This is a genomic window from Bacillus sp. 220_BSPC (assembly GCF_001054655.1).
Taxonomy (GTDB): Bacteria; Bacillota; Bacilli; order Bacillales; family DSM-1321; genus Peribacillus; species Peribacillus frigoritolerans.
In genome coordinates this window covers 36068-57735 of the sequence record NZ_JVPL01000107.1, presented here as the reverse complement: position 1 = coordinate 57735, position 21668 = coordinate 36068, and the positions used below count along the sequence as shown (strand labels likewise).

Sequence of the window (21668 nt, the reverse complement as noted above, 5' to 3'; positions counted from 1 at the left end):
AAAAATCACACATAATGAAGAGCCTTGAGGAAAATGGACTCAAGGCTCTATATTAATCATCTGAACGAAAAAATTCCTTCCAGGGGACGACCGTCTGCTTCTCTCTCAATAAATAGATCAATAAGGTTAAGGATAATAAAATGATGACGATCAGCGTGGGACTGAAATCTGCAATATAGTGGCCAAAAACCGTGTATACGAATGCTACAGGAAGATTGGTCATGAAGGATAGGTAAAAATAATTTTTCAGTCCTTTATTGGATTCCAATAAACAAAGCGACAGTAAATAAAAGTGTATGAATGGTATTAGCCTGAGTACTGCAATTTGCCGGCTGTTGAGCTTTCGGTTTCCAAACAGCTTATTCTTAAGCCTCAGCAGCCTATCCTTTGTTTTCGGAAATTTGCCTATCACGAAATAAAAGGCCAGGCTGGACAGCGTCAAACCGATTACCGAATAGATGGTTCCAAAAGCTGCCCCGAATAAAACTCCTCCAGACATGCAAACCACAATGACGGGAATGAATAAAAATTGCCTTAATAAATGAAAAGTGATAAAAATCAACGGTGCAAACACGCTTCCAGATTGAACGTAGCTCATCACAAGTGTCAGTTTATCATTCATGCTCTCCCTCCAGCTACTCTTTGCTGCTTCTACAAGCATATACACTATACCGGCTACATATTACAATTGAATGAATAACTTAATCAATAAGCCTATCTGAAGAATCATCAATATAGGCAGGCCCCACTTAAAAGCGGCATGCTTCGTCTTATGGCGGAATTGCTTCATCCCCAAAAAGGATCCAGTCCCTCCTCCTATGACTGCCCAAAACCAAAGTGTCTTTTCACTGATCCTGTACTCCCCATTACGCGCTTTCCTTTTATCGATTCCCATTAAGGCAAAGCCGATGATGTTCGTGATGATCATATAAGCAGCAATGAACCATACTCCTTGCATTCCCATTCCCTCCTTTAAATATGTAAAAAGCCACCCTCTTGAAAAGAGAGTGGCTGTATCAGTCAGACTTATTTGTCTAATTGTTGTTTAGCAGCAGTTGCTAATTGAGCAAAAGCTTGTTCGTCAGCAACAGCAAGATCAGCAAGCATTTTGCGGTTCACTTCGATACCAGCAAGCTTTAGGCCATGCATTAAACGGCTGTAAGAAAGACCGTTGATGCGTGCTGCAGCGTTGATACGAGTGATCCAAAGTTTGCGGAAATCACGTTTCTTTTGACGACGGTCACGGAAAGCATAGTTTCCTGACTTCATTACTTGTTGGTTAGCTACTTTGAAAAGAATATGTTTCGCGCCATAGTAACCTTTAGCTAATTTTATTACCTTTTTACGACGTTTGCGAGTAACAGTACCGCCTTTTACACGTGGCATGTTATTTCCCTCCTATTTAACTCGATAAATCGAACTTATTTAATGTTGTCTAGCATATGACGAATACGTTTGAAGTCACCTTTGCTTACAAGGCTAGCTTTGCGAAGCTTACGCTTTTGCTTAGTAGATTTGTTAGCAAATAAATGGCTTGTGTAAGCGTTAGAACGCTTAAGTTTGCCGGATCCAGTCTTTTTGAAACGTTTAGCAGATCCGCGGTGAGTTTTCATTTTAGGCATAAGGTATTCCTCCTCATTACAAATTACTTTACAATTACTTTTCGTTTTTCGGTGCTAAGATAATGAACATGCTGCGCCCGTCCATTTTTGGGTGTTGCTCGATTGTAGCCACTTCTTTACATGCTTCAGAAAAACGAACGAGTACACGTTGACCAATTTCCTTATGCGTAATGGCACGTCCTTTGAATCGGATAGAAGCTTTTACTTTATCGCCTTTTTCAAGGAATTTAATACCGTTGCGAAGCTTCGTATTGAAATCATGCTCTTCAATCGTCGGGCTCAAACGAACCTCTTTCAGACTGATGACTTTTTGATTTTTACGTGCTTCCTTGTCTTTCTTTTGCTGCTCGAAGCGGTGTTTTCCGTAGTCCATGATCCGGGCTACCGGAGGCTTTGCATTTGCAGCAACTAAAACTAGATCAAGATTTACACGAGCGGCAATTTCCAATGCTTCGAATTTCGTTTTAATTCCAAGTTGTTCTCCGTTTTGGTCAATAAGACGAACTTCACGGGCTCGGATGCCCTCGTTTACCATCGCGTCTTTACTAATAGTTAGCCACCTCCAAAGATATTGGCGAATACGAATATTTGAATAAATTCGGTCACGCTCACAACTCGCTTACAGGATATAATCATAATAAAAAAGTGTGGATGCATGTTGCACCCACACTGATAGACTCATTCAGAAAGATCCAAATAATCAAATCATGACCTGTTAACTGCATTGTTTGCGTCAACCAGGTGAGAAGCGGGTGCTTCTTCTTTTCCTCAAACACGTATTCAATTCACTTTAGAAATATATCATAAACACTGATGACTTGTCAAATGCTAATTTATTCGTTTTTCACAACAAAATTAATATTAGCAGACATTCAGTTATTTGACAATACGTTTTTTTAAAGTAATTTGGACAAAAAATATTCATCATGATACTTTCCATCAAAAAACAGTGATTCCCGCTTTATTCCTTCCTTTTCGAACCCCATCTTTCGATATAAGGAAAGCGCAGGGGCGTTGTTTGCAATCACGGACAATTCCAGGCGCCGTATTTCGTTTGTCCGTGCATGCTCCTCCATTTTCTGAAATAGCTTCGGACCGATGCCTTTTCCTCTATCCTGTTCATGGATGCCGATGACGATTTTGGCGGAATGCCTCGTTCGGCCCATTTGATTGCCCAATAAGATTAGGTAACCATTCAACTCATTGCCGCTAGCAGAAACGAGGACAATGGAAGGGGGATTTTTTTCGATTTGCTCCAATTGCTTTTCCATTTGTTTCGCCGTAGCTTTTCTTTCCCCAGGGTTAAACAGCATATACCCGGAATCTTCTACATGATTGATCAGAGCAGCCAAGTTACCCGCGTCTTTCCTTGAAGCCTTTCTAATCTCCATTTATCCCCATTCCCCCTTTAGTTACAGTCCATACTGGCCAAAGCCATCCAAAGTTAAGAGTCTTCTTTCGCCTTTTTCTTTTTCTCAATGGCGTCCCAAGAAAATAGCGCTATCCAAAAAAACAGGACCGGGACGATGGCATATTGTCGATAACCATCCAATAACAATAAGATGATGATGACAAGGAATGTCGGTCCGAATAGATAAGTAAATTTCTTTTTCATGCTGCCCCTCCTTTTCATTGCTGTACATATTTTCACATGATGTTTTCATCATGCCATAATTAAAAAGAGGGACACAACTATATGTGCCCCTCTTTTTGCTGTTAACGGCTCACTTCTGCCTTAATCGCTGAAACGAAATCTTCAAAAGCGATCGTTTCGGATTTTTGTTCACCGTATTTACGTACATTCACGCTGCCTTCTTTGGCTTCATTATCTCCAACGACCAGCATATACGGGATTTTTTGCATTTGCGCTTCACGGATTTTGTAACCGATTTTCTCGTCACGTGTATCCAGGTCGACACGAATGCCTTGCGCTTTAAGTTTTTCCTGTACTTCTTTCGCATAATCCAAGTGCACTTCAGGTGAGACCGGGATCACTTGTGCTTGGATAGGTGCAAGCCAAGTCGGGAATGCCCCCTTGTATTCTTCAATCAAGTAAGCGACAAAACGTTCCATTGTGGAAACGACGCCGCGGTGGATAACAACCGGACGGTGCTGCTTGCCGTCCTCACCGACATAATTAAGGTCAAAACGTTCAGGAAGCAAGAAATCAAGCTGAACAGTGGAAAGCGTTTCATCCTTCCCTAAGGCAGTACGCACCTGAACATCAAGCTTAGGACCGTAGAATGCCGCTTCACCTTCCGCTTCAAAGTAATCAAGACCAAGCTCATCCATGGCGCCTTTTAACATGCTTTGCGCTTTTTCCCACATGTCATCATCATCGAAGTATTTTTCTGTATCCTGAGGATCGCGATAAGACAGACGGAATGAATAATCCTTGATATCGAAATCTTTATATACTTCCAGAACAAGGTTCACAACGCGCTTGAACTCTTCTTTGATTTGGTCGGGGCGGACGAAAATGTGCGCATCATTCAATGTCATCCCACGTACACGCTGAAGGCCTGAAAGGGCACCTGACATTTCATAGCGGTGCATCAAGCCCAGCTCGGCTATCCGGATTGGCAGTTCGCGGTAGCTGTGGATGCTGTTTTTATAGACCATCATGTGATGCGGACAGTTCATCGGACGCAGTACAAGCTGTTCGTTTTCCATCTCCATGACCGGGAACATGCCGTCCTGGTAATGATCCCAGTGTCCGGATGTTTTATAAAGGTCCACGCTTCCCATTACAGGTGTGTAGACATGGTCATAGCCTAAACGTTCTTCCTTATCGACGATATATCTTTCGATTGTACGGCGAATTGTCGCGCCTTTTGGCAACCACATCGGCAGCCCTTGCCCCACTTTCTGTGAGCTCATGAACAAGTTCAATTCTTTGCCGATTTTACGATGGTCACGTTCCTTGGCTTCCTCAAGGAGACGCAGGTGTTCGGCCAAATCTTCTTTTTTATAGAAAGCCGTACCGTAAATGCGTTGAAGCATTTTGTTTTTGCTATCGCCTCTCCAGTATGCTCCAGCGATGCTCAATAGCTTGAATTCTTTGATTTTCCCAGTTGATGGAACATGAATTCCACGACAAAGGTCAAAGAATTCCCCTTGCTCATAAAGTGTTACCTGCTGATCGGCAGGAATCGCATCGATCAACTCCAATTTATACTCGTCGCCGATTTCTTTAAAACGGGAAATCGCTTCATCCCGACTCACTTCGATGCGGGAGATTGCCAAGTTTTCGTTGACGATTTTTTTCATTTCTTTTTCAATCAATGGAAGGTCTTCGGGAGTCAATGATTCCTCCAGATCCATATCATAGTAAAAGCCGCCCTCAATGACTGGCCCTACGCCGAATTTAGCGTTTTTGTACAAACGTTTGATCGCTTGTGCCATCAAGTGCGCTGTACTGTGACGCAATACTTCAAGAGCATCCGCTGCGTCCTGTGTGACGATTTCGATTGTACCATCTTGTTCAATCGGACGTTTTAAATCATATAATTCACCATTGAATTTTCCGGCAATGGATTTTTTCCTTAAACCAGGACTGATGGATGCAGCGATGTCTTCAGTTGTTGTGCCTTTAGCAAACTCCTTGACCGCTCCGTCAGGAAAAGATATTTTCAGTAGTTCTGACATTCAGTTTCACTCCTTCTTATTTGTTCGAACAAATTACAGGTTTTTGATTCCATTACAACACAAAAAAGCCCGCCCCTGTATAAAACAGGGACGAGCTTAGTAATAAATATCATTAACCCGCGGTTCCACCCTCGTTCCAGCTTGCTTTTCACGGCAAAATGGCACTTGTAACTTGGTAACGGCAGCTTCCCGTCAGCTCATATTCGCAGAATGACTGCTTTCCGAGCCGAAGTTTAAAGGTGGTAAGTGTTCCATGCGAATAGGAAGCTTACAGCCTGTTGGCTTCCCTCTCTGATAATCGGCGACTAGAATACCCTTGTCCTCATCATAACTTTTAGTTTTTTAATAGTATGTAGGAAATTATAATTTGTTATACGGTGAAAATCAAGGTTAATTTTCTTTTTTCCACGAAAGTTCATTCAACTGCATAGAAAATGACGAAAGTGGCAAGATAGTCGCCCGTTCTTCGAAAATCCTTGAAATGGTCTGGATGAGCCCCTCTTCCTTGTCATCGGTATAGATGCACAAGTTTTCAGGAGCAATCGATAAAAGCGGGGCAAGTATCACCGTATCGAGAAAAAGAGAGCTTTTGGCAAGAAGCCTCCTGTCGATCATACTATTGATTTTTGGACGGTCGAGTTTGCTGAATTTCTGATCATAGAAGTGAAAACCATCCCGGTTGACCAGGTGAAGCTTTCTTAATTTCGACTCCTGCCCTTGAAGGCAATCCCGGAGCGTAGCAATGAAATTTTGATAGTCCTGTTCCAGCTTATATTCATCAATCGCCTTGACGACATACTTTTCCAAAGTGTGCTGAAACGATTTTAAACGGAAGGTCGTAAAAGAATCGAATGAAAAAGATACCTTTCCAGCCAAAATGCTTTGAAGTCCTTCCTCAATCAATCGTTTCTCCGTACTGAATGCATCATCTTGATTCCTGGCTCTTTCCGCCTCGATGATGGATGATGCAATTTCAATGATGGCTTCAATTTCTTCCCGTTCCCTATAAAAAAATTTACCGACTATTATTTGCTCCAGAACAGGAAGCGTCTTTTCTTCCAATAAAAAAGAATGGAATGCGTCACGTAGCAGAATTAGCCATTCATCACCTGAAGATTCCGTCATATCCACATGCATGCCTTGTTGAGGAATAAATCGAATATATGCTTGAAATTCTGCCCCCAGTGGATGGACAGAAACGAAATTCAGTAATTTCAATGCCTCTGAATCGTTTTGAAACAAAATTTGCACTACGACATCCCCCCTTCCCCCTTGCTTCTTTTTTCATGTATATGGGGATGTGGACGTGTTTAGAAGTAGGATGGAGCTTGTAAGAAGAAAAAAGTGACCTCCATTAAGAGACCACTTTTCTTCATCTTCTCCGATTCACGCCATCAAGCTTGACCGGCTCAGCTAAATATTGAATTCTTTCCAGTACCCGGGCCGCCTTCACTTCTTCTTTCTCACCGCGCTGTGAAAAGGTCAGGTGGTTCTCCAGGCCATTCAAGTCAAAATTCGAAGTGAAAAACGTCGGCAGGTTTTCCAGCATCCTAAATTGCAAAATCGGACCAAAAACCTCATCGCGTCCCCAGCTCGTCATGGATTCCGCTCCAATATCATCAAGCATGAGGATAGGTGCCGTTTTCACCATTTCAATTTTTTCATTGACCGTATTATCACCTATCGATCCCTTAAGTTCCCTCAAATAGTCAGGTACATAGACTATAAGGGAGGAAATTTGCCTTTTTGCAAGTTCATTGGCGATCGCACCTAATAAGTACGTTTTCCCAACACCGAATTTCCCATATATATACAAGCCTTTTTGCCTTTTACCCGGCTCATATTCCATAATGAACGACATCGCTTTACTTAGGACAGACAAACGTTTGTTTTCATTATCCGTTTGGGTAAAATCTTCAATGCTCGCCTTTAAAATATCCTTCGGTACATACAGGCTGCGGATCAGCTTTTCCCGTTTCCGCTTTTCATCCTCTGCCAATTTCCTCGGGCAGACTTCATAATGCAGGTTCAGGGCTTTTCCTTGAACCACCAACTTAGGATAATACCCTTGCATCATATTGATGCAGCCATCCAAGCTCGGACATTTATCACACTTATTGCTCTGTGAAGTGAACTCATAAAGCTTCCCCAAGTTTTTATCAATCATTTCCTTCGTGACCGTCGAGCTGTTGGCATTCATGAATAACCGCACTTGTTCGTTTTCAAAAATCTCCTGTTTCAGCTTTTCATAACGCTGTTGAAATTGATTTGTATTGGCCAATTTATTAAGGGACCTATTAATCTTTTCCATCGTTCATTTCACCTCCCGCTTTCCACAGCTTCCATTTCTCCAGAAGTTCGCGTTTTTGGGCATCCAATTCAGGCTGATCCGCATTCTGCTCCTGCTGTGCTTCTTCTTTTTTCTCAAGCCACTCAGGAACCACTTCTTCCCGTATCGCCTTTTTCCGGCTGCCCTTTGCAGCATTCCTGCTTCCTTGAGCCCAGTCCTGATATTTCCTATGTTCATTTTTGGCCAATTCCATCGCCTCGACGACTGTTGAGACCTTTAGCCGTGCCCAATGGCCTGCCAGCTTTTCCACATAACCCTTCGTGAACTTCATATCCGTTTTGAGCATGACATATTCAATCAAGACATTGACGACACCCGGATTCAGCTTTTGATTGATCATCACGCCCTCAACCACTTTCAAATCACCGCTTGACGGCTCTGCACCGCCAGACAATTGCATTAGCCGCTCCCTCGGGGAAATCGTCTCCAAATGACGGATTAACTCTTGTTCCTTTGTTTTCGGTTCTTCTTTTTGTGTCCGTTCACGAATTGGCTGCACCCGATTGACAAGGGAAGGCATATCGGCCTGCCGTTCGATCTGGTACCAATCCCTTGCCGCCTTTCTAAGCAATTCCTCATCAATCTCATCATCCAATGAAACGGCATCCATTACTAGTTTTTGCATTTCCAGCGGATCGATGCCATATAAAAAAGCGAGTTTGGCAATCGTACTTTTTATTTTCGGAGTAAAAGCCTTTTTCGGCACGATCGAGGATTTCATCCCGGCAAATAAAAGGTCAAAATCGAATAAGTCATCAAACCCCGATGGCTCAACGCCTTCCGCCCGATCGATGTATTGCTGTTCAGGCACCGGTTTCCATTCGTTTTTCGCTTCATCCGTTACATATAAAGAGTCCAAATGATCTGATGAGAATACTTCCGCAAAAGATTTAGTCACACCTTCATATTGATCGGTTAAGATATGGTCATCACAAAAGAATCTCTTTAACCGGTTGAATTGAGCTTTACCGATTTTTTTGTATAAGTAAATATTCAGCATTCCATCCGTGAAAAACTGCTGGGGTGAAAGCGGCGGGTTTAACTCATAAATGAATTCCTTCGTTTCATTTTTCGATTTCTTATATACATTCAACAGGCCGATTCCTTCAAGTAAAAGGCGGGCTTCGTAAATATCACCTAACTTAAGACCGATGGTATTCATTAATTGATAATGCGAGGAGGTTTCCGACCATAGCCTGTTTTCCTCCAACTCACTCCATAACGTCATATATAGGCTAATGCAGATAGGTCCAATAAGAGGTTGATATAGTCGGGTAAGTATTTTCCGATCATAATCATGAAGCAGCCCCGCAGATGAGACCAAATATGAATCAGCTGGGAGCAATTCTTGCCAATGCATTGACATCTCCATTCAAACCTTTCAAAAGATGTAGTGAAAAAAGAGCCAAAGTGAATCTTCAGCTCTACTTTCTTTCTTTATTTATTAAATCTTTCAGTTCATCAATAAAGACATTGATATCTTTAAATTGTCGATAGACGGACGCGAACCTTACATAGGCAACCTCATCGACTTCTGCCAGCTTGTCCATTACCATTTCGCCGACACTGTCGCTTTTCACTTCCGATATGCCCTGGTTGCGTAGTTCTTTTTCTACATAACTGGTAATTTGCTCTAGTTCTTTCAAGGGAACCGGACGTTTTTCGCAAGCCCTGATTAAGCCACGCAGGATTTTATCACGACTGAACTCTTCACGTGTCCCGCCCTTTTTCACTACAATAAGCGGTGTTTCCTCCACCTTTTCAAATGTCGTGAATCGAAAACCACATGCCTCACATTCACGGCGTCGTCGAATCGATTTACTTTCATCGACTGGCCTGGAATCGAGCACTCTTGTTCCGTTATATTGACATGATGGGCATTTCATCATTATCAGCTCCGTATTTTATGTAGGACTCCCCTATCTAAATGTTCCCCAAGGAATTACTTCTCTATCTTAATCTTATATTAAAAGGAACGGACAGTACAAGTAAAAAGTGTAACTTCCGGCAGCAGGCACTTTTTGTTCTGCCGTTGAAGCACCGTTGCCAAGGGCATTGTGCTACAAGGCAATCCTCTCCAATAAAGTGAAGCAGACTGCCGATTCATTGCATTAAAAAAGAGATGCACCCATGGCATCTCTGTGTATACATTTTTTTATAGGGCACTTATATTGGCTTTTTTCATTTGTACAGGACCTAATCCACGTGGTAATTCTATGTTTTCACGTGTTTGCGCATTCAAAGCTTCTGCAATATAATCTGCCGCAATATTCGGATCCAAGTTACCGCATGTATAGACATCAATGCTCGCATAGCCGTGTTCTGGAAAACTGTGAATCGTTAAGTGTGATTCAGAAATGATGACAACCCCGCTGACTCCTTGTGGAGCAAATTTGTGAAAGGCAACTTCTCGTACCTCTGCACCTGATTTCAAAGCAGCGTCAACAAAAATCTTTTCAATTAAATCGATATTGTTCAGTTTTTCAAAGTCACAACCCCAAAGTTCAGAAATGACATGTCTACCCATTGTTTCCATAGTGTAAGCTGTTTCCATATTAAGCTTCCCCCTTACCATGATTTAAAAATAAGTTCTGATAACTACCACGGGGGAAAGTTAGTCCAAAGAGGTCCTAACCCTTTAAGTAGCCATCATGCAAACCGTTTTGAAGAAGTTCACGATTCATAGTATATATGGTTTGAATTTTTTTTGCAACTCCAAATTTAATTTTTGGAAAGATAAACTTTATATGTAATGGGGATATAGCGAAGGTTCCAATGTGGACCAAATTCCGTCTTCGGTTTATTCAGCGCCATAAAGCAGGCGGGAATTCATGGATCACTGCATGAAAAATAGCCCGCTAAAAAATTTTAGCAGGCTCGGGTTTTTCATTTTATTTTACTGATAATTCGACTTCGGACATTTTTTTCAACTCGGAGCCAACCAATTTTACAAGGTCCACTACACGGTTGGAGTAACCCCACTCATTATCATACCAAGCAAGGACCTTCACTTTCCTGTCCCCGATCATCATCGTCGTCAATCCATCGATGATTGCAGAGTGTGGATTCGTTTTGAAATCACTGGAAACTAAAGGTTCCATCGTGAATTCCATGATTCCTTTGAGTTCATTTTCTGAAGCATCGATGAAGGCTTGGTTCACTTCTTCAATCGTGACATCACGGTTTAAATCCACAACAAGATCGACTAAAGATACGTTTGGTGTCGGTACGCGTATCGCCATTCCATGAAGCTTGCCTTTTAATTGCGGCAACACTAGTGAGATGGCTTTTGCAGCTCCTGTAGTCGTAGGAATCATGCTTTCCGCAGCGGCACGGGCACGTCTCAAGTCTTTGTGCGGGTTATCGATATTATTTTGATCATTTGTATAAGAATGTATCGTTGTCATTAAACCGTTGTCTATGCCGAATTTTTCATCAAGCACTTTTGCAACTGGTCCAAGGCAGTTCGTTGTACAAGATGCATTGGATATGACGAAATGCTTGTCAATTTCCAGCACCTCCTGATTCACTCCCATTACAATGGTAACGTCTTCATTTTTACCCGGGGCTGATAATATAACTCTTTTTGCTCCTGCGTCTAAATGAAGAGCCGCTTTAGAACGATCATTGAATTTGCCAGTGGCTTCAATTACAATATCTATGTTCATCTCTTTCCAAGGCAATAGCTTTGGATCGCGGTTATTTATTAGTTTTACTCGGCGGCCATTCACTACTAGTGAATCATCTTCAGCTATAATGATACCGTCGAATTTACCATGTATCGTATCATATTTTAGTAAGTGTGCTAAAGTTTCAGCTGGATAGCTTGCGTTTATGGCTACAATGTCCAAACTCTCATCTAATATGGCTTTTCGGAAAACCATTCTTCCAATTCTCCCAAATCCGTTAATCGCTATTCTTGAATTCATTGTTCGGACCCTCCAGAAATATTAGTGTTATACTTATTACCTTTCACATGTAATTAGTATAACATAATTCAAAGGAATTGTGCTAATAAAAATGCGGATTGTTCTTATTTTTTCAACATAAAAAGAAGAAACCGGGTGGTTTCTTCTTTTTATCATGATTATATGACATACCATTCACTAAGTATGCCCTTCACTTGCCGCTTCGTTTCATTAATGTCACCATTATTATCGATGACGGCATCCGCTAAGGCCTTTTTATCGGCCAAGGGCATTTGCGAATTGATCCTAGCAAGTGCCTCCGTCTCCGAAAGACCATTCCTGTTCATTAATCGCTCCAATTGAACTTGCTCATCCACATAGATCAAAAGCGTCTTATCCACCATGAATGTCAGCTTGCTTTCGAATAGGAGCGGAATATCCATGAACACCGTTTCTTCTCCTGATGATAGTGCCGCTTCCGTTTTCACCCGCATCCAATTCCTGACGGCAGGATGCACGATGCCATTCAACAGCAATCTCTTTTCTTGATCATTAAATATGATCGACCCGAGCTTTACGCGATCTATATTCCCTTCCGTCAATAAGATATCTTCTCCAAATGCCTCCACAACTTGGTGATAGGCTTCTTCACCTGGCTCAACGACAGCACGGGAAGCCAGATCTGCATCGACAATCGTGAATCCGAGTTCCTGTAAATAGAGGCTGACGGTGCTTTTCCCACTGGCAATGCCTCCGGTGATTCCGATGATTTGTCCCATAAGCTCCCCCTTTTACCCTTATCATAACTTGAATAAACCGATGATAATCAATAATACCCCTGGAAGAAAGGTCAAATGCTGGACAACTTTATTATTTGAAAGCAATTTCCCGCTTTGAATTCCGCTCCAAATGAAAATCGAACTCATAACAGCGATGCACCCTGCGAGAATGATCGGTGAAATCCCGATCATAGCCGCTCCAACTCCGGCCCCGAACGCATCCAGCGAAAGTGCAAACCCCAGAACAAGCGCTTCAACACCTGTAATCGTACCTGATTTATCAAAATCGGCATTCAATGGTTTTTGTAAAATATTAATGACTACCCCAAGTGATTTAATTTCAAAATTAAAGATGATCTTTTCATGATATCTATCATCTTTCAAATCTTTTTCAGGCTTAAAATACTGGTATACCATCCAGGCACCAAGAAAAATGAGGATGATGCCGCCTGTTTTTTCAGCAGCCCCGATAGATATGAGCTGACTGATGAATTGTCCGATGACCATCGCTATACCTAAACTCAATGCAGAACAAAATGAGATGACCGCTATTGACCTTAAGGGGATTTTCATCTTCCGCATACCGAATGTCAAACCGACGCCAAATCCGTCAATACTAACTGCAAAAGCGAGAAAAATAATTTGTAGCCACATCGGAATATTACTCCTTCCCTACTCGTTGCTACCCTAGTATATGGAAGGAGCCCATCCGATGTGTTTGAAAAAACATGACCTATTTTAATGGCTGGCATGACGGGCAAATATGTGTGCCGCGTCCTGCAACAACCAGTTTTTCAAGTGGCGTGCCGCATGTTTTGCAGTTCTCGCCTTTTCGTCCATAAACATTCAGTTCCAACTGAAACATGCCGATTTGCCCTTGGGAATTAATGTATGAACGAATCGTGCTTCCGCCTTTTTCCACAGCTTCACCTAACGTCGCAATGATTTCAGCATGCAACGTTTCGATTTCCTGCAACGAGAGTGAAGATGCCATTCTCTCCGGATGGATACCTGAACGGAATAACGACTCGTCCACATATATATTCCCAATCCCGACGACAACGGTTTGATCAAGGAGAACGGGCTTGATTTTCCTGTTGGTTCTTGCCAACTTCCTGCTTAGCCCCTCGACAGTAAAATCTTCGGACAACGGTTCAGGCCCTAAGTGCAACAGGGGCAACTGTTCAAATTCTTCCCCTTTGGCAAATAGATGCATCGTTCCGAATTTCCGGACATCCCTGTACCGAAGTTCACTGCCATCGGTGAAAGTGAAGATCACATGGGTATGCTTATCATACGGCTCTTCTTTTGGATGGACGCCGTATTTCCCTTCCATCCTTAAATGCGAAACCATCGAATAATCATCCAAGGTGAAAATGAGGAACTTGCCCCGACGGCCTATTGCAGAAATCGTCTGCCCCCTTAAGGCATCCTGAAACTGTTCGACAGGCTCAGGCGCTTTAATGATCTTTGGCCAGAAAACGGACACTTCCTTGATCTCTTTTCCGAGTACGAGCTGCTCTAACGTTCTTCTGACTGTTTCCACTTCTGGAAGTTCTGGCATTGCAATCACCTATCTTTTATTATTTGGCATCAAACCATGTTGGCCCGAAAGCATAATCCACTTTAAGGGGCACGTTCAATTCAATGGCATTCTCCATTTCCTCCGGAACGATCACTTTAAGGATTTCGAGTTCCTCAGGAGGGGTTTCAAAAATCAATTCATCATGCACCTGTAGAAGCATTCTCGTTTTGAGCCCTTCCCTTTTCAGGCGTTTATTCATGTTGATCATGGCAAGCTTGATGATATCAGCGGCACTGCCTTGAATCGGCGTGTTCATCGCTGTCCGTTCGGCAAAACTCCTGATGTTGAAATTCCTGCTTGTTATCTCAGGTATATATCGCCTTCTTTGCATCAGAGTCGTGCTATAACCTTTTTGACGGGCCTCATGTATGCTTTCTTCCATATATTCCTGAACACCTGGAAAGCTTCGTAAATACTTCTCGATGAACTCTCCAGCTTCTTTTCTCGTGATTCCAAGACTTTGCGATAGTCCGTAATCACTTATACCATAAACGATTCCGAAGTTGACCGCTTTGGCATGGCGCCTCATGTTCGAGGTGACTTGATCTGCCGATACATGGAATACGTCCATGGCTGTCCTTGTATGGATGTCCATCCCGGCCTGGAATGCTTCCACCAATCCGCTGTCATTGGCGATATGCGCCAAGACACGTAATTCGATCTGGGAGTAGTCGGCAGCAAAAATGATCCAATCCTTTTCGGAAGGAATGAAGGCCTGCCTGATTTTCCTTCCTTCTTCCAGTCTGATCGGGATATTCTGGAGATTGGGATCTGTAGAACTTAACCGGCCGGTCTGGGTCAATGCTTGGTTGAACCGGGTGTGCACCTTGTCCGTTTTGCCATTGACCACTTTAAGCAATCCTTCAATGTAAGTGGATTGCAGCTTACCAAGCTGGCGATACAGCAGTATCTCCTTAACGATATCATGCTTGCTCTCCAGTTTTTCCAGCACATCGGCTGAAGTCGAATAACCTGTTTTGGTTTTCTTCATGACCGGAAGCTCCAACTTTTCAAACAGGATGGCCCCAAGCTGTTTAGGTGAATTGATATTGAACGCCTCTCCAGCCAATTCGAAAATTCGCGCTTCTATATTTCTTAGGCGAATGGCTAATTCCTGGCCCATGTTTTTCAGTCGGCCTATATCCACCTTGATTCCCTGCCATTCCATATTTGCCAGGATGATCGACAATGGCAGCTCCAGTTCCGTAAATAGGTGATACTGCTCGAACTCTTGCAGCTTATCTATCATCGGTTCTTTCAGAGAAAAGATTGCCTTCGATTTTCTGGCGATATGCTCCCTCAATTCCGCTTCCTCAGGTATTTTGCGTTTTGCACCTTTTCCATAAAAAACATCATCTGTTTCAAGCCGGATCGTACCTTGGGTTTTCGTGATTTCTGCAACTTCGTCCACTGACTCTGCCGGATCAAGGATATAGGATGCCAAAAACACATCAAAATCGATGCCTTTTATTTCGACTCCCCGATGACGCAGTGCCACGACCGTACGCTTCGCATCGAAAACCGTTTTCTTTTTTGTTTCATCCCCTGCCCAGGATTTAAATGCATCGGAACTCAGAGCATCCTCTCCATTGAAGTAAAAATGACCTTGTTCATTACTGATAGCGATCCCTATTATGTCGGCTCGATGATAATTATCTTCTAAAATTTCAACATACAAGGCACTTTCATCCGCAAACATTCCTTCTGTCATTTCAGCAGTGTGCACCTCTATCTTCTCCTGTTCAAGCGGTGCGCTTTCCGTTACATCCAATTTATCGAGCAAAGTCGAAAAACCAAGCTCCTTATAGAATGAGATGACTCGATCCTGATCCATGCCAGTGTACTCGGTCTCGTTAACGGAAACTTCAAGCGGCGCTTCCCTCGTTATCGTAGCCAGCTCTTTGCTTAATAAGGCCAGGTCTTTATGTTCTTCAATTTTCTCTTTCAATTTTTGTCCGCTTACCTCATCAATCGACTGCAGAAGGTTTTCAACCGTTTCAAATTGATGCAATAATTTAAGGGCAGTCTTTTCACCAACACCCGGAATGCCTGGGATATTGTCGGAGGCATCTCCCATCAGCCCTTTCAAATCAATGATTTGCAAAGGGGATAGACCGTATTTTTCATGTATATGCTTTGGAGTGTATTCCTCAATTTCAGTAATCCCCTTTTTCGTGATGGAAACTGTCGTACTAGGGGAGGATAATTGCGTTAAATCCTTATCACCGGAAATGACCTTCACTTCAAAACCATCTTTTTCCGCTTGTAAAGACAGCGTACCGATAATATCATCGGCTTCGTAGTTCTCAAGTTCATACCTTTTTATTTGAAAACAATCAAGCAGCTCCCGAATGAAAGGGAATTGCTCGGATAATTCTGGCGGCGTTTTTTGGCGCCCCCCCTTATATTCTTTAAATGATGCATGCCTGAATGTCGTTTTACCCGCATCGAATGCCACAAGTATGTGCGTCGGCTTTTCTTCTTCAAGAATGCGGTTGAGCATCATGGTGAATCCGTACACGGAATTCGTATGGACCCCCTTATCATTATTCAAGAGCGGAAGCGCAAAAAACGCACGGTATGCGATGCTGTTTCCATCTATGAGCACTAGCTTTTTATCCAAATCCGTCTTCCTCCAGTCATACAGGTTTATGTAGTTATAGCTTCTATATAAAAACGCAAAAAGCCGTTCATTTTCCTTCTCTATTCTACCATGAGTAGAAGCGGAAAGAAAAATGACGGCATCAAGGTTATTTAGTATTTCCCATTAACAAGCTGGCATAAGGGGAATCAGAAGGCAGAACGATGACCGTTTGATCTCCAATCGTTTTCTTGTAGGATTCAAGAGTCCGGTATAGTTTATAGAATTCGGGGTCTTTGGAAAACGATTTATTATAGATTTTCGCTGCTTCCCCTTCTCCTTCTGCCCTGATCACTTCTGCATCAGCCTCCGCAGTAGAAAGCAGTTCCTTCACTTTCCGATCGGTATCCGCAATGATACGGTTTTTCTTCGCATCACCTTTGGACAGGTATTCTTGCGCTTTCGATTCCCGCTCGGAAATCATCCTCTTGAAGACGGATGCTTCGTTTTCGGAAGGCAGGTCAGTCCGCTTGATCCGGACATCCGTCAAGCTGATTCCATAACTGTCCTTTTGCAGCAAATCATTGACTTTTTCGGTTATGCGGTCGTTTAAACTTCCCCTGGATGACTTCTCATCATTGATGATTTCATCATAATTCAGCTGGCCCAGCTCTGAACGAACTGCCGAATAGATGAACTCTTCCATTTTCGTTTCGGCATTCTCAAGTGTCCTTGCATTTGTAATCAATTTCTTCGGATCTTCTATTCTCCAAACTGCATAGTTATCGATCAGCATCCGCTTTTTATCTTTCGTATTGATTTCCGCTTCGGAAACATCGGAAGTCATCTGATACTTCGGTAAGGTCATGATACTCTGAATGAATGGCACCTTCGCCTTCAATCCCGGGGTCTTATCGATCCTTACCACCTCACCGAATTGGCGGACGACCTTGTATTCGCCCTCTTTGACTATATAGACATTGGTGAAGATGATTAGCAGCAGCGCGATGAAAATAATCAGGAAAATGCCGATTCTCACATAGCCCCTCCAATGAAAATCCCCTTTTTTCAACTCAGAGAAATCTATTATTTTTCCACTCATTGTTTAGTGCCCCCTTCCCCTGTCGCTTTTTCTTCCGATGCATTCCCTTTTTTCGTTTCTTCTTCAGGTATGGCGGCTTCATCAGGGGCAGGAGTTTTTTTCGTTTCCTCCTTTTCAAGCGAGCGAAGCGGCAAGTACTTCATTGTGTTTCCATCATCATTCATAATATAAATCTCTGCATTCGGCAATACTTCCTCAAGGGTCTCAATAATAAGGCGGTCCTTCGTAATCCCCTTATTGCCTTTATACTCACTGAGTAATTTTTCAAAGACCGCAACATCTCCGCGGGCAGCTTCCGTACGGGCAGCTTTATCCCCATTAGCCTGTGAAATGATGGCATCTTTTTCCCCTTCCGCTTCATTCATACGCTTATTTTCATATTTATCCGCTTCGTTGATTTTCGTATTCGCCGTTTCACGGGCATCCGTTACATTGGTAAATGCTTTCCGCACTTCTTCATTCGGTAACTCCACGTCCTGGAGTTTAACCGCAGATATGGAAATCCCGACATCATACTTCTCCATTAGCTGTGACAATAAATCGCGTACATCCGCTTCGATTTGCGCTTTACCAGATGTAAGGGCATCATCGATTTTCGTGCTGCCGATTATGCTCCGTAATGCAGCTGAAGTCGTATCGTATAATATTTTTTCTGGATCTTCTGCATTGTATAGATATTTTGGAGGGTCGGTGATTTTCCACTGAACGACCAGGTCGGCCAGCACAATATTTTCATCACCCGTAATCATTTTGGTCTCACTCGGGTAATCCGTCACCTCTCCATCCTCTTCCTTATATCCAAATTTAAGACTGAATGTTTCTTTGGATAATTTCTCGACCGATTGAACTGGCCAAGGCAGTTTAAAGTGAAGTCCTGGTTCCGTTATCGTCTCCTCCACTTTACCAAACGTCATTATGACAGCTTGATCGGATTCATCAACCGTGTACCAGGTCGATATCGCAACTACACCCAAAATTAAAATAAGAAAGACAAGTCCTGTAATTGTATATATCCTTTTTAAGCTAACGATATGTATCACCCCTTCTTTGCAGTTATATCTTATTTACGCAAGAAAGGGCCTAAAGTTTCATAAAAATCAAATATTTTCCTAGAAAAATAGGATAGAGGAATGGTTCCCGGGGAATATAGCCAAAATTAAAAGACAGAGACCATGTCTCTGCCTACAGTTTATTAAGGGTGTACGATTTGAATGTTGATTGGGAACTTAGACGCTATTCCTACAGGAGTTTTGTCTACCTGTTCCAATCATCTTTGCTTTCAAATTTTGGTTGAACTTCTAAATAATCAAACAGAGACTATGTCTCTGTCAATGTTTAACTCCTTGGATGAGGGGTTGTACAACCATTGTACCCCTGCATTATGAAGTCCATTTTAAGGAATTGTAAAGGACATGTAAATAAGATGCCCGCTACATTTTCCCTTTTAAGCTTTTATTTAAAGTCACTGTAAAAGTCGTCCCGGTTCCAGGTGTGCTTTCCACGTTGATTTTACCTTTATGGACCTCTATTATATGCTTGACGATTGCCAGTCCAATGCCCGTCCCTCCTGAATCGCGGCTCCTCGCCTTATCGATCCGGTAGAACCGTTCAAAGATCCTTGGAAGTTCTTTTTCTTCGATGCCGATCCCGTTGTCTTGAACTGTAATATCGACGGTCTGTTCATTTTCAATGATGTCAACGGTGACCCTGCCGCCATTTGGTGTATATGTCAATGCGTTCGTAATCAAATTGATGAAAACCTGTTTGATCCTGTCAGATTCCCCTTCAATGAAAACTGGTTCCGGTGATGTTTTAATTTCAAGGGATACTTCTTTTTCCTTCAGCTTGCCTATAAGCATCTCTTGTATTTCCCCAAGCACTTTCGTAATATCCACGACCCCTGCGTTTAAAACGAATTCCTGTTGCTCCATTTTGGATAAATTCAGAAGCTCCTGAATGAGTTCTTGCAGCCGGTCACTTTCTTTCAAGATAATCGATAAAAAGTGCTTTAAGGTCTTTTCGTCTTTTAAGGCGCCATCTAACAATGTTTCAGAGAAGCCTTTAATGGAAGTGATCGGAGTCCTCAATTCATGGGACACATTAGCCACGAAATCCTTCCGCATCTGCTCGAGCCTTTTCAATTCGGTGATATCATGGAAAATGAGGAGGATCCCCTTCCATTCATCATGATTCCCGATTATTGGAGCGCCGTAAATCTCAAAATGCTTACGTTCTATGGCAAGCGGTATCTTCACCTGCCGTTTTATCGTTTTTTCCGTTCGAAAGATCTCTTCGATGATGGCTATCACTTCCTGGTCTTTAATGACCGAATAATATTCCTGAAACAAAAACGTAGCGGCGTTCACTCGGAAGCTTTTCTTGAATTCCCGGTTGATCAAGGTCGTATACCCTTTACTGTCTATCAGCAAGACCCCGCTACCGATATTCTCAACAAGAGTTTCCAAACGATCCTGATTCATTTCCCTCGCTATCTCTGTTTCCTGAAGATTCCTCGCCAATATGTTCAAGGAAGTTGTCAGCATTCCCGTTTCATCGGAATGCCTCCCGAATGTCCGGGTTCCGTAATTCCCTTTTGCCAGTTCAATGGCTGCCATCGTCGCCTCTTCGATCGGACGGGTATAATATGAAGTGATTTTACTCGCAAGCATCAGGATGATGATCAAGGCAACCCCTAAACAAATGATCAATATTTGCCACATTTGTTTATTCACTTGATGGATGGCCTCTATTTCATTGCTATGGACGACAAAGCCTTCGATCTCGCCGTCCTTTTCAACCGTCTTCCAATAATAATGGAGGTCCGATTCGCCTTCGACCACTTCATACCCTTCCCCATTCTTAAGCCCTTTTTCCAAAGTTATTTTGCGAAGGACACTGGCATGGCTTTTAAGTATTTCATTGGATGATGTCGAATCGTATAATATTTCCCCACTCGCGGAAAGAATGGTTAAATTAGAATCTAAAAGGGGTGTCAGTTTTGCCGTCTTCCCTTTTTCCAAAAAGGACTCGATCCCGCCATGCTCCTGAATATATGTAGAAATGAAAAATGTTTCGTTCTGTATACGCTCATTGAACGTTTTAATATAATAACTTTTGAACAAGTGCCCTAATAAAAAGCCCACGGCCATCAGGACGACCATCACCAATGTGATGAGGGTATATAAGAGCTTTTTACGATAGGTCGTCATTCTTTTTTAGGCTCCTCAAGCTTATACCCCAAGCCCCTTATCGTTTTAATATAGAGTGGTTTTTTTGTATCTTTCTCTATTTTTTCACGAAGATGGCTAATATGGACATCGACGATCCGTGAATCTCCCGCGAAATCATAATTCCATACCGCACTGAGAAGTTGATCCCTGGTCAGCACTCTTCCTTTATTCTTCGCCAAATATAAAAGTAATTCAAATTCCTTTGGAGTCAATTCTAATTGCTGTTCATCAAAGAATGCTTCGTATCGTTCCGGGAACACTTTCAATTCCCCTAATTTCAGGAGACCCTCTTCCTGATCCTGATTTGACTCACTTCCGTTCGATTGCAACTGGGATCTTCTTAAAATGGCTTTAATCCGGGCCACTACCTCCCTGGGACTAAATGGCTTGGTCAAGTAATCATCCGCCCCCAGCTCCAGTCCCAGCACCTTGTCAAATTCATCGTCCTTAGCTGTCAGCATCAAGATCGGTATATTGATTTTTTGCTGGCGAAGCTGCTTACATACTTCAAGCCCGTCCATTTTAGGTAGCATCAAATCCAATACCACTAAATCGGGTCGTATATCCACGGCAGCCGCCAGCCCTTGTTCTCCATCCAAAGCTGTGATCACCGTATAGCCTGATTGTTCTAAATTGTACTGAAGTAAGGTAACTATTGATTGCTCATCATCCACTACGAGAATTTTCTTTGACATTAGATCCTCCTGAATTATGTATTACCCAAAAGACCAATTTCTTGGTCTACTCATCCAATTCCATTATAAAGAATATTATATGAAATTTACACATAAAAAAAACGGAAATAAAGTTATTCCTATCTTCAGCAGGGAGATTATAAGTTCCAGGGTTCTTTTGAAGCGGAT

Annotated in this window: 22 protein-coding genes and 1 other annotated feature; all 22 genes read right to left on the bottom strand. The window is 42.5% G+C overall.

Annotated elements, in window-relative coordinates; genetic code table 11:
- Positions 1-52: 52 nt before the first annotated feature.
- The 22 genes from ADA55_RS07130 to ADA55_RS07030 all read right to left on the bottom strand — a co-directional run bounded on the left by ADA55_RS07130 (position 53) and on the right by ADA55_RS07030 (position 21500).
- Positions 53-622: a TVP38/TMEM64 family protein gene (locus tag ADA55_RS07130; RefSeq protein ID WP_048681189.1), complete on the bottom strand. Its 570-nt coding sequence runs from the start codon at positions 620-622 to the stop codon at positions 53-55.
- Positions 623-682: 60 nt separating this feature from the next.
- Positions 683-958 carry a DUF1294 domain-containing protein gene (locus ADA55_RS07125; protein ID WP_048681184.1) on the bottom strand — a complete coding sequence of 92 codons (276 nt, stop codon included), beginning with the start codon at positions 956-958 and terminating at the stop codon, positions 683-685.
- A gap of 68 nt (positions 959-1026) precedes the next feature.
- Entirely contained in the window at positions 1027-1386 is a 360-nt protein-coding gene (rplT, locus tag ADA55_RS07120) for a 50S ribosomal protein L20 (RefSeq protein WP_034309067.1), read from the bottom strand.
- A gap of 35 nt (positions 1387-1421) precedes the next feature.
- Positions 1422-1622, bottom strand: a complete 201-nt coding sequence (gene rpmI, locus ADA55_RS07115; RefSeq protein WP_034309070.1) for a 50S ribosomal protein L35 — start codon at positions 1620-1622, stop codon at positions 1422-1424.
- A gap of 34 nt (positions 1623-1656) precedes the next feature.
- Entirely contained in the window at positions 1657-2157 is a 501-nt protein-coding gene (infC, locus tag ADA55_RS07110; protein ID WP_034309072.1) for a translation initiation factor IF-3, read from the bottom strand.
- Positions 2158-2255: 98 nt separating this feature from the next.
- Positions 2256-2392, bottom strand: a sequence feature (ribosomal protein L20 leader region).
- A gap of 126 nt (positions 2393-2518) precedes the next feature.
- Positions 2519-3013, bottom strand: a complete 495-nt coding sequence (locus ADA55_RS07105; RefSeq protein WP_048681181.1) for a GNAT family N-acetyltransferase — start codon at positions 3011-3013, stop codon at positions 2519-2521.
- A 53-nt stretch (positions 3014-3066) separates the two neighbouring features.
- Positions 3067-3237, bottom strand: a complete 171-nt coding sequence (locus ADA55_RS29210; RefSeq protein WP_153246102.1) for a hypothetical protein — start codon at positions 3235-3237, stop codon at positions 3067-3069.
- Between the two features lie 101 nt (positions 3238-3338).
- Positions 3339-5270, bottom strand: a complete 1932-nt coding sequence (thrS, locus tag ADA55_RS07100; protein WP_048681177.1) for a threonine--tRNA ligase — start codon at positions 5268-5270, stop codon at positions 3339-3341.
- A 390-nt stretch (positions 5271-5660) separates the two neighbouring features.
- On the bottom strand, positions 5661-6521 hold the full coding sequence (gene ytxC, locus ADA55_RS07095) for a sporulation protein YtxC (protein WP_048681172.1): 861 nt from the start codon (positions 6519-6521) through the stop codon (positions 5661-5663).
- Between the two features lie 121 nt (positions 6522-6642).
- Positions 6643-7581 (bottom strand): primosomal protein DnaI, encoded by a 939-nt coding sequence (gene dnaI / locus ADA55_RS07090; protein ID WP_048681168.1) that lies wholly within the window; start codon positions 7579-7581, stop codon positions 6643-6645.
- Complete coding sequence (locus tag ADA55_RS07085; protein WP_309138933.1) at positions 7568-8980, bottom strand: replication initiation and membrane attachment family protein; 1413 nt, start codon at positions 8978-8980, stop codon at positions 7568-7570. The genes dnaI and ADA55_RS07085 overlap by 14 nt, the downstream gene beginning before the upstream one ends.
- A gap of 64 nt (positions 8981-9044) precedes the next feature.
- Entirely contained in the window at positions 9045-9506 is a 462-nt protein-coding gene (gene nrdR / locus ADA55_RS07080; protein WP_034309080.1) for a transcriptional regulator NrdR, read from the bottom strand.
- A 269-nt stretch (positions 9507-9775) separates the two neighbouring features.
- A complete protein-coding gene (gene speD, locus ADA55_RS07075; RefSeq protein WP_034311443.1) occupies positions 9776-10156 on the bottom strand; it encodes an adenosylmethionine decarboxylase in 381 nt (126 codons plus the stop codon).
- 355 nt (positions 10157-10511) lie between these two features.
- A complete protein-coding gene (locus ADA55_RS07070) occupies positions 10512-11549 on the bottom strand; it encodes a glyceraldehyde-3-phosphate dehydrogenase (RefSeq protein ID WP_048681161.1) in 1038 nt (345 codons plus the stop codon).
- A gap of 158 nt (positions 11550-11707) precedes the next feature.
- Positions 11708-12307 carry a dephospho-CoA kinase gene (gene coaE / locus ADA55_RS07065; RefSeq protein WP_048681157.1) on the bottom strand — a complete coding sequence of 200 codons (600 nt, stop codon included), beginning with the start codon at positions 12305-12307 and terminating at the stop codon, positions 11708-11710.
- A gap of 21 nt (positions 12308-12328) precedes the next feature.
- Positions 12329-12961, bottom strand: coding sequence for a sporulation membrane protein YtaF (ytaF, locus tag ADA55_RS07060; RefSeq protein WP_034309090.1), 633 nt, complete (start codon positions 12959-12961; stop codon positions 12329-12331).
- Positions 12962-13040: 79 nt separating this feature from the next.
- Entirely contained in the window at positions 13041-13871 is an 831-nt protein-coding gene (gene mutM / locus ADA55_RS07055; protein ID WP_048681155.1) for a DNA-formamidopyrimidine glycosylase, read from the bottom strand.
- A 19-nt stretch (positions 13872-13890) separates the two neighbouring features.
- Entirely contained in the window at positions 13891-16515 is a 2625-nt protein-coding gene (gene polA, locus ADA55_RS07050) for a DNA polymerase I (RefSeq protein ID WP_048681154.1), read from the bottom strand.
- A 127-nt stretch (positions 16516-16642) separates the two neighbouring features.
- Positions 16643-17575 (bottom strand): protease modulator HflC, encoded by a 933-nt coding sequence (gene hflC, locus ADA55_RS07045; RefSeq protein WP_034309097.1) that lies wholly within the window; start codon positions 17573-17575, stop codon positions 16643-16645.
- Complete coding sequence (hflK, locus tag ADA55_RS07040) at positions 17572-18606, bottom strand: FtsH protease activity modulator HflK (protein WP_048681237.1); 1035 nt, start codon at positions 18604-18606, stop codon at positions 17572-17574. The genes hflC and hflK overlap by 4 nt, the downstream gene beginning before the upstream one ends.
- A gap of 399 nt (positions 18607-19005) precedes the next feature.
- Positions 19006-20784, bottom strand: a complete 1779-nt coding sequence (gene pnpS / locus ADA55_RS07035) for a two-component system histidine kinase PnpS (RefSeq protein WP_048681148.1) — start codon at positions 20782-20784, stop codon at positions 19006-19008.
- Positions 20781-21500 carry a response regulator transcription factor gene (locus ADA55_RS07030; RefSeq protein ID WP_048681145.1) on the bottom strand — a complete coding sequence of 240 codons (720 nt, stop codon included), beginning with the start codon at positions 21498-21500 and terminating at the stop codon, positions 20781-20783. Before ADA55_RS07030 ends, pnpS begins: the two co-directional genes overlap by 4 nt.
- Positions 21501-21668: the final 168 nt, after the last annotated feature.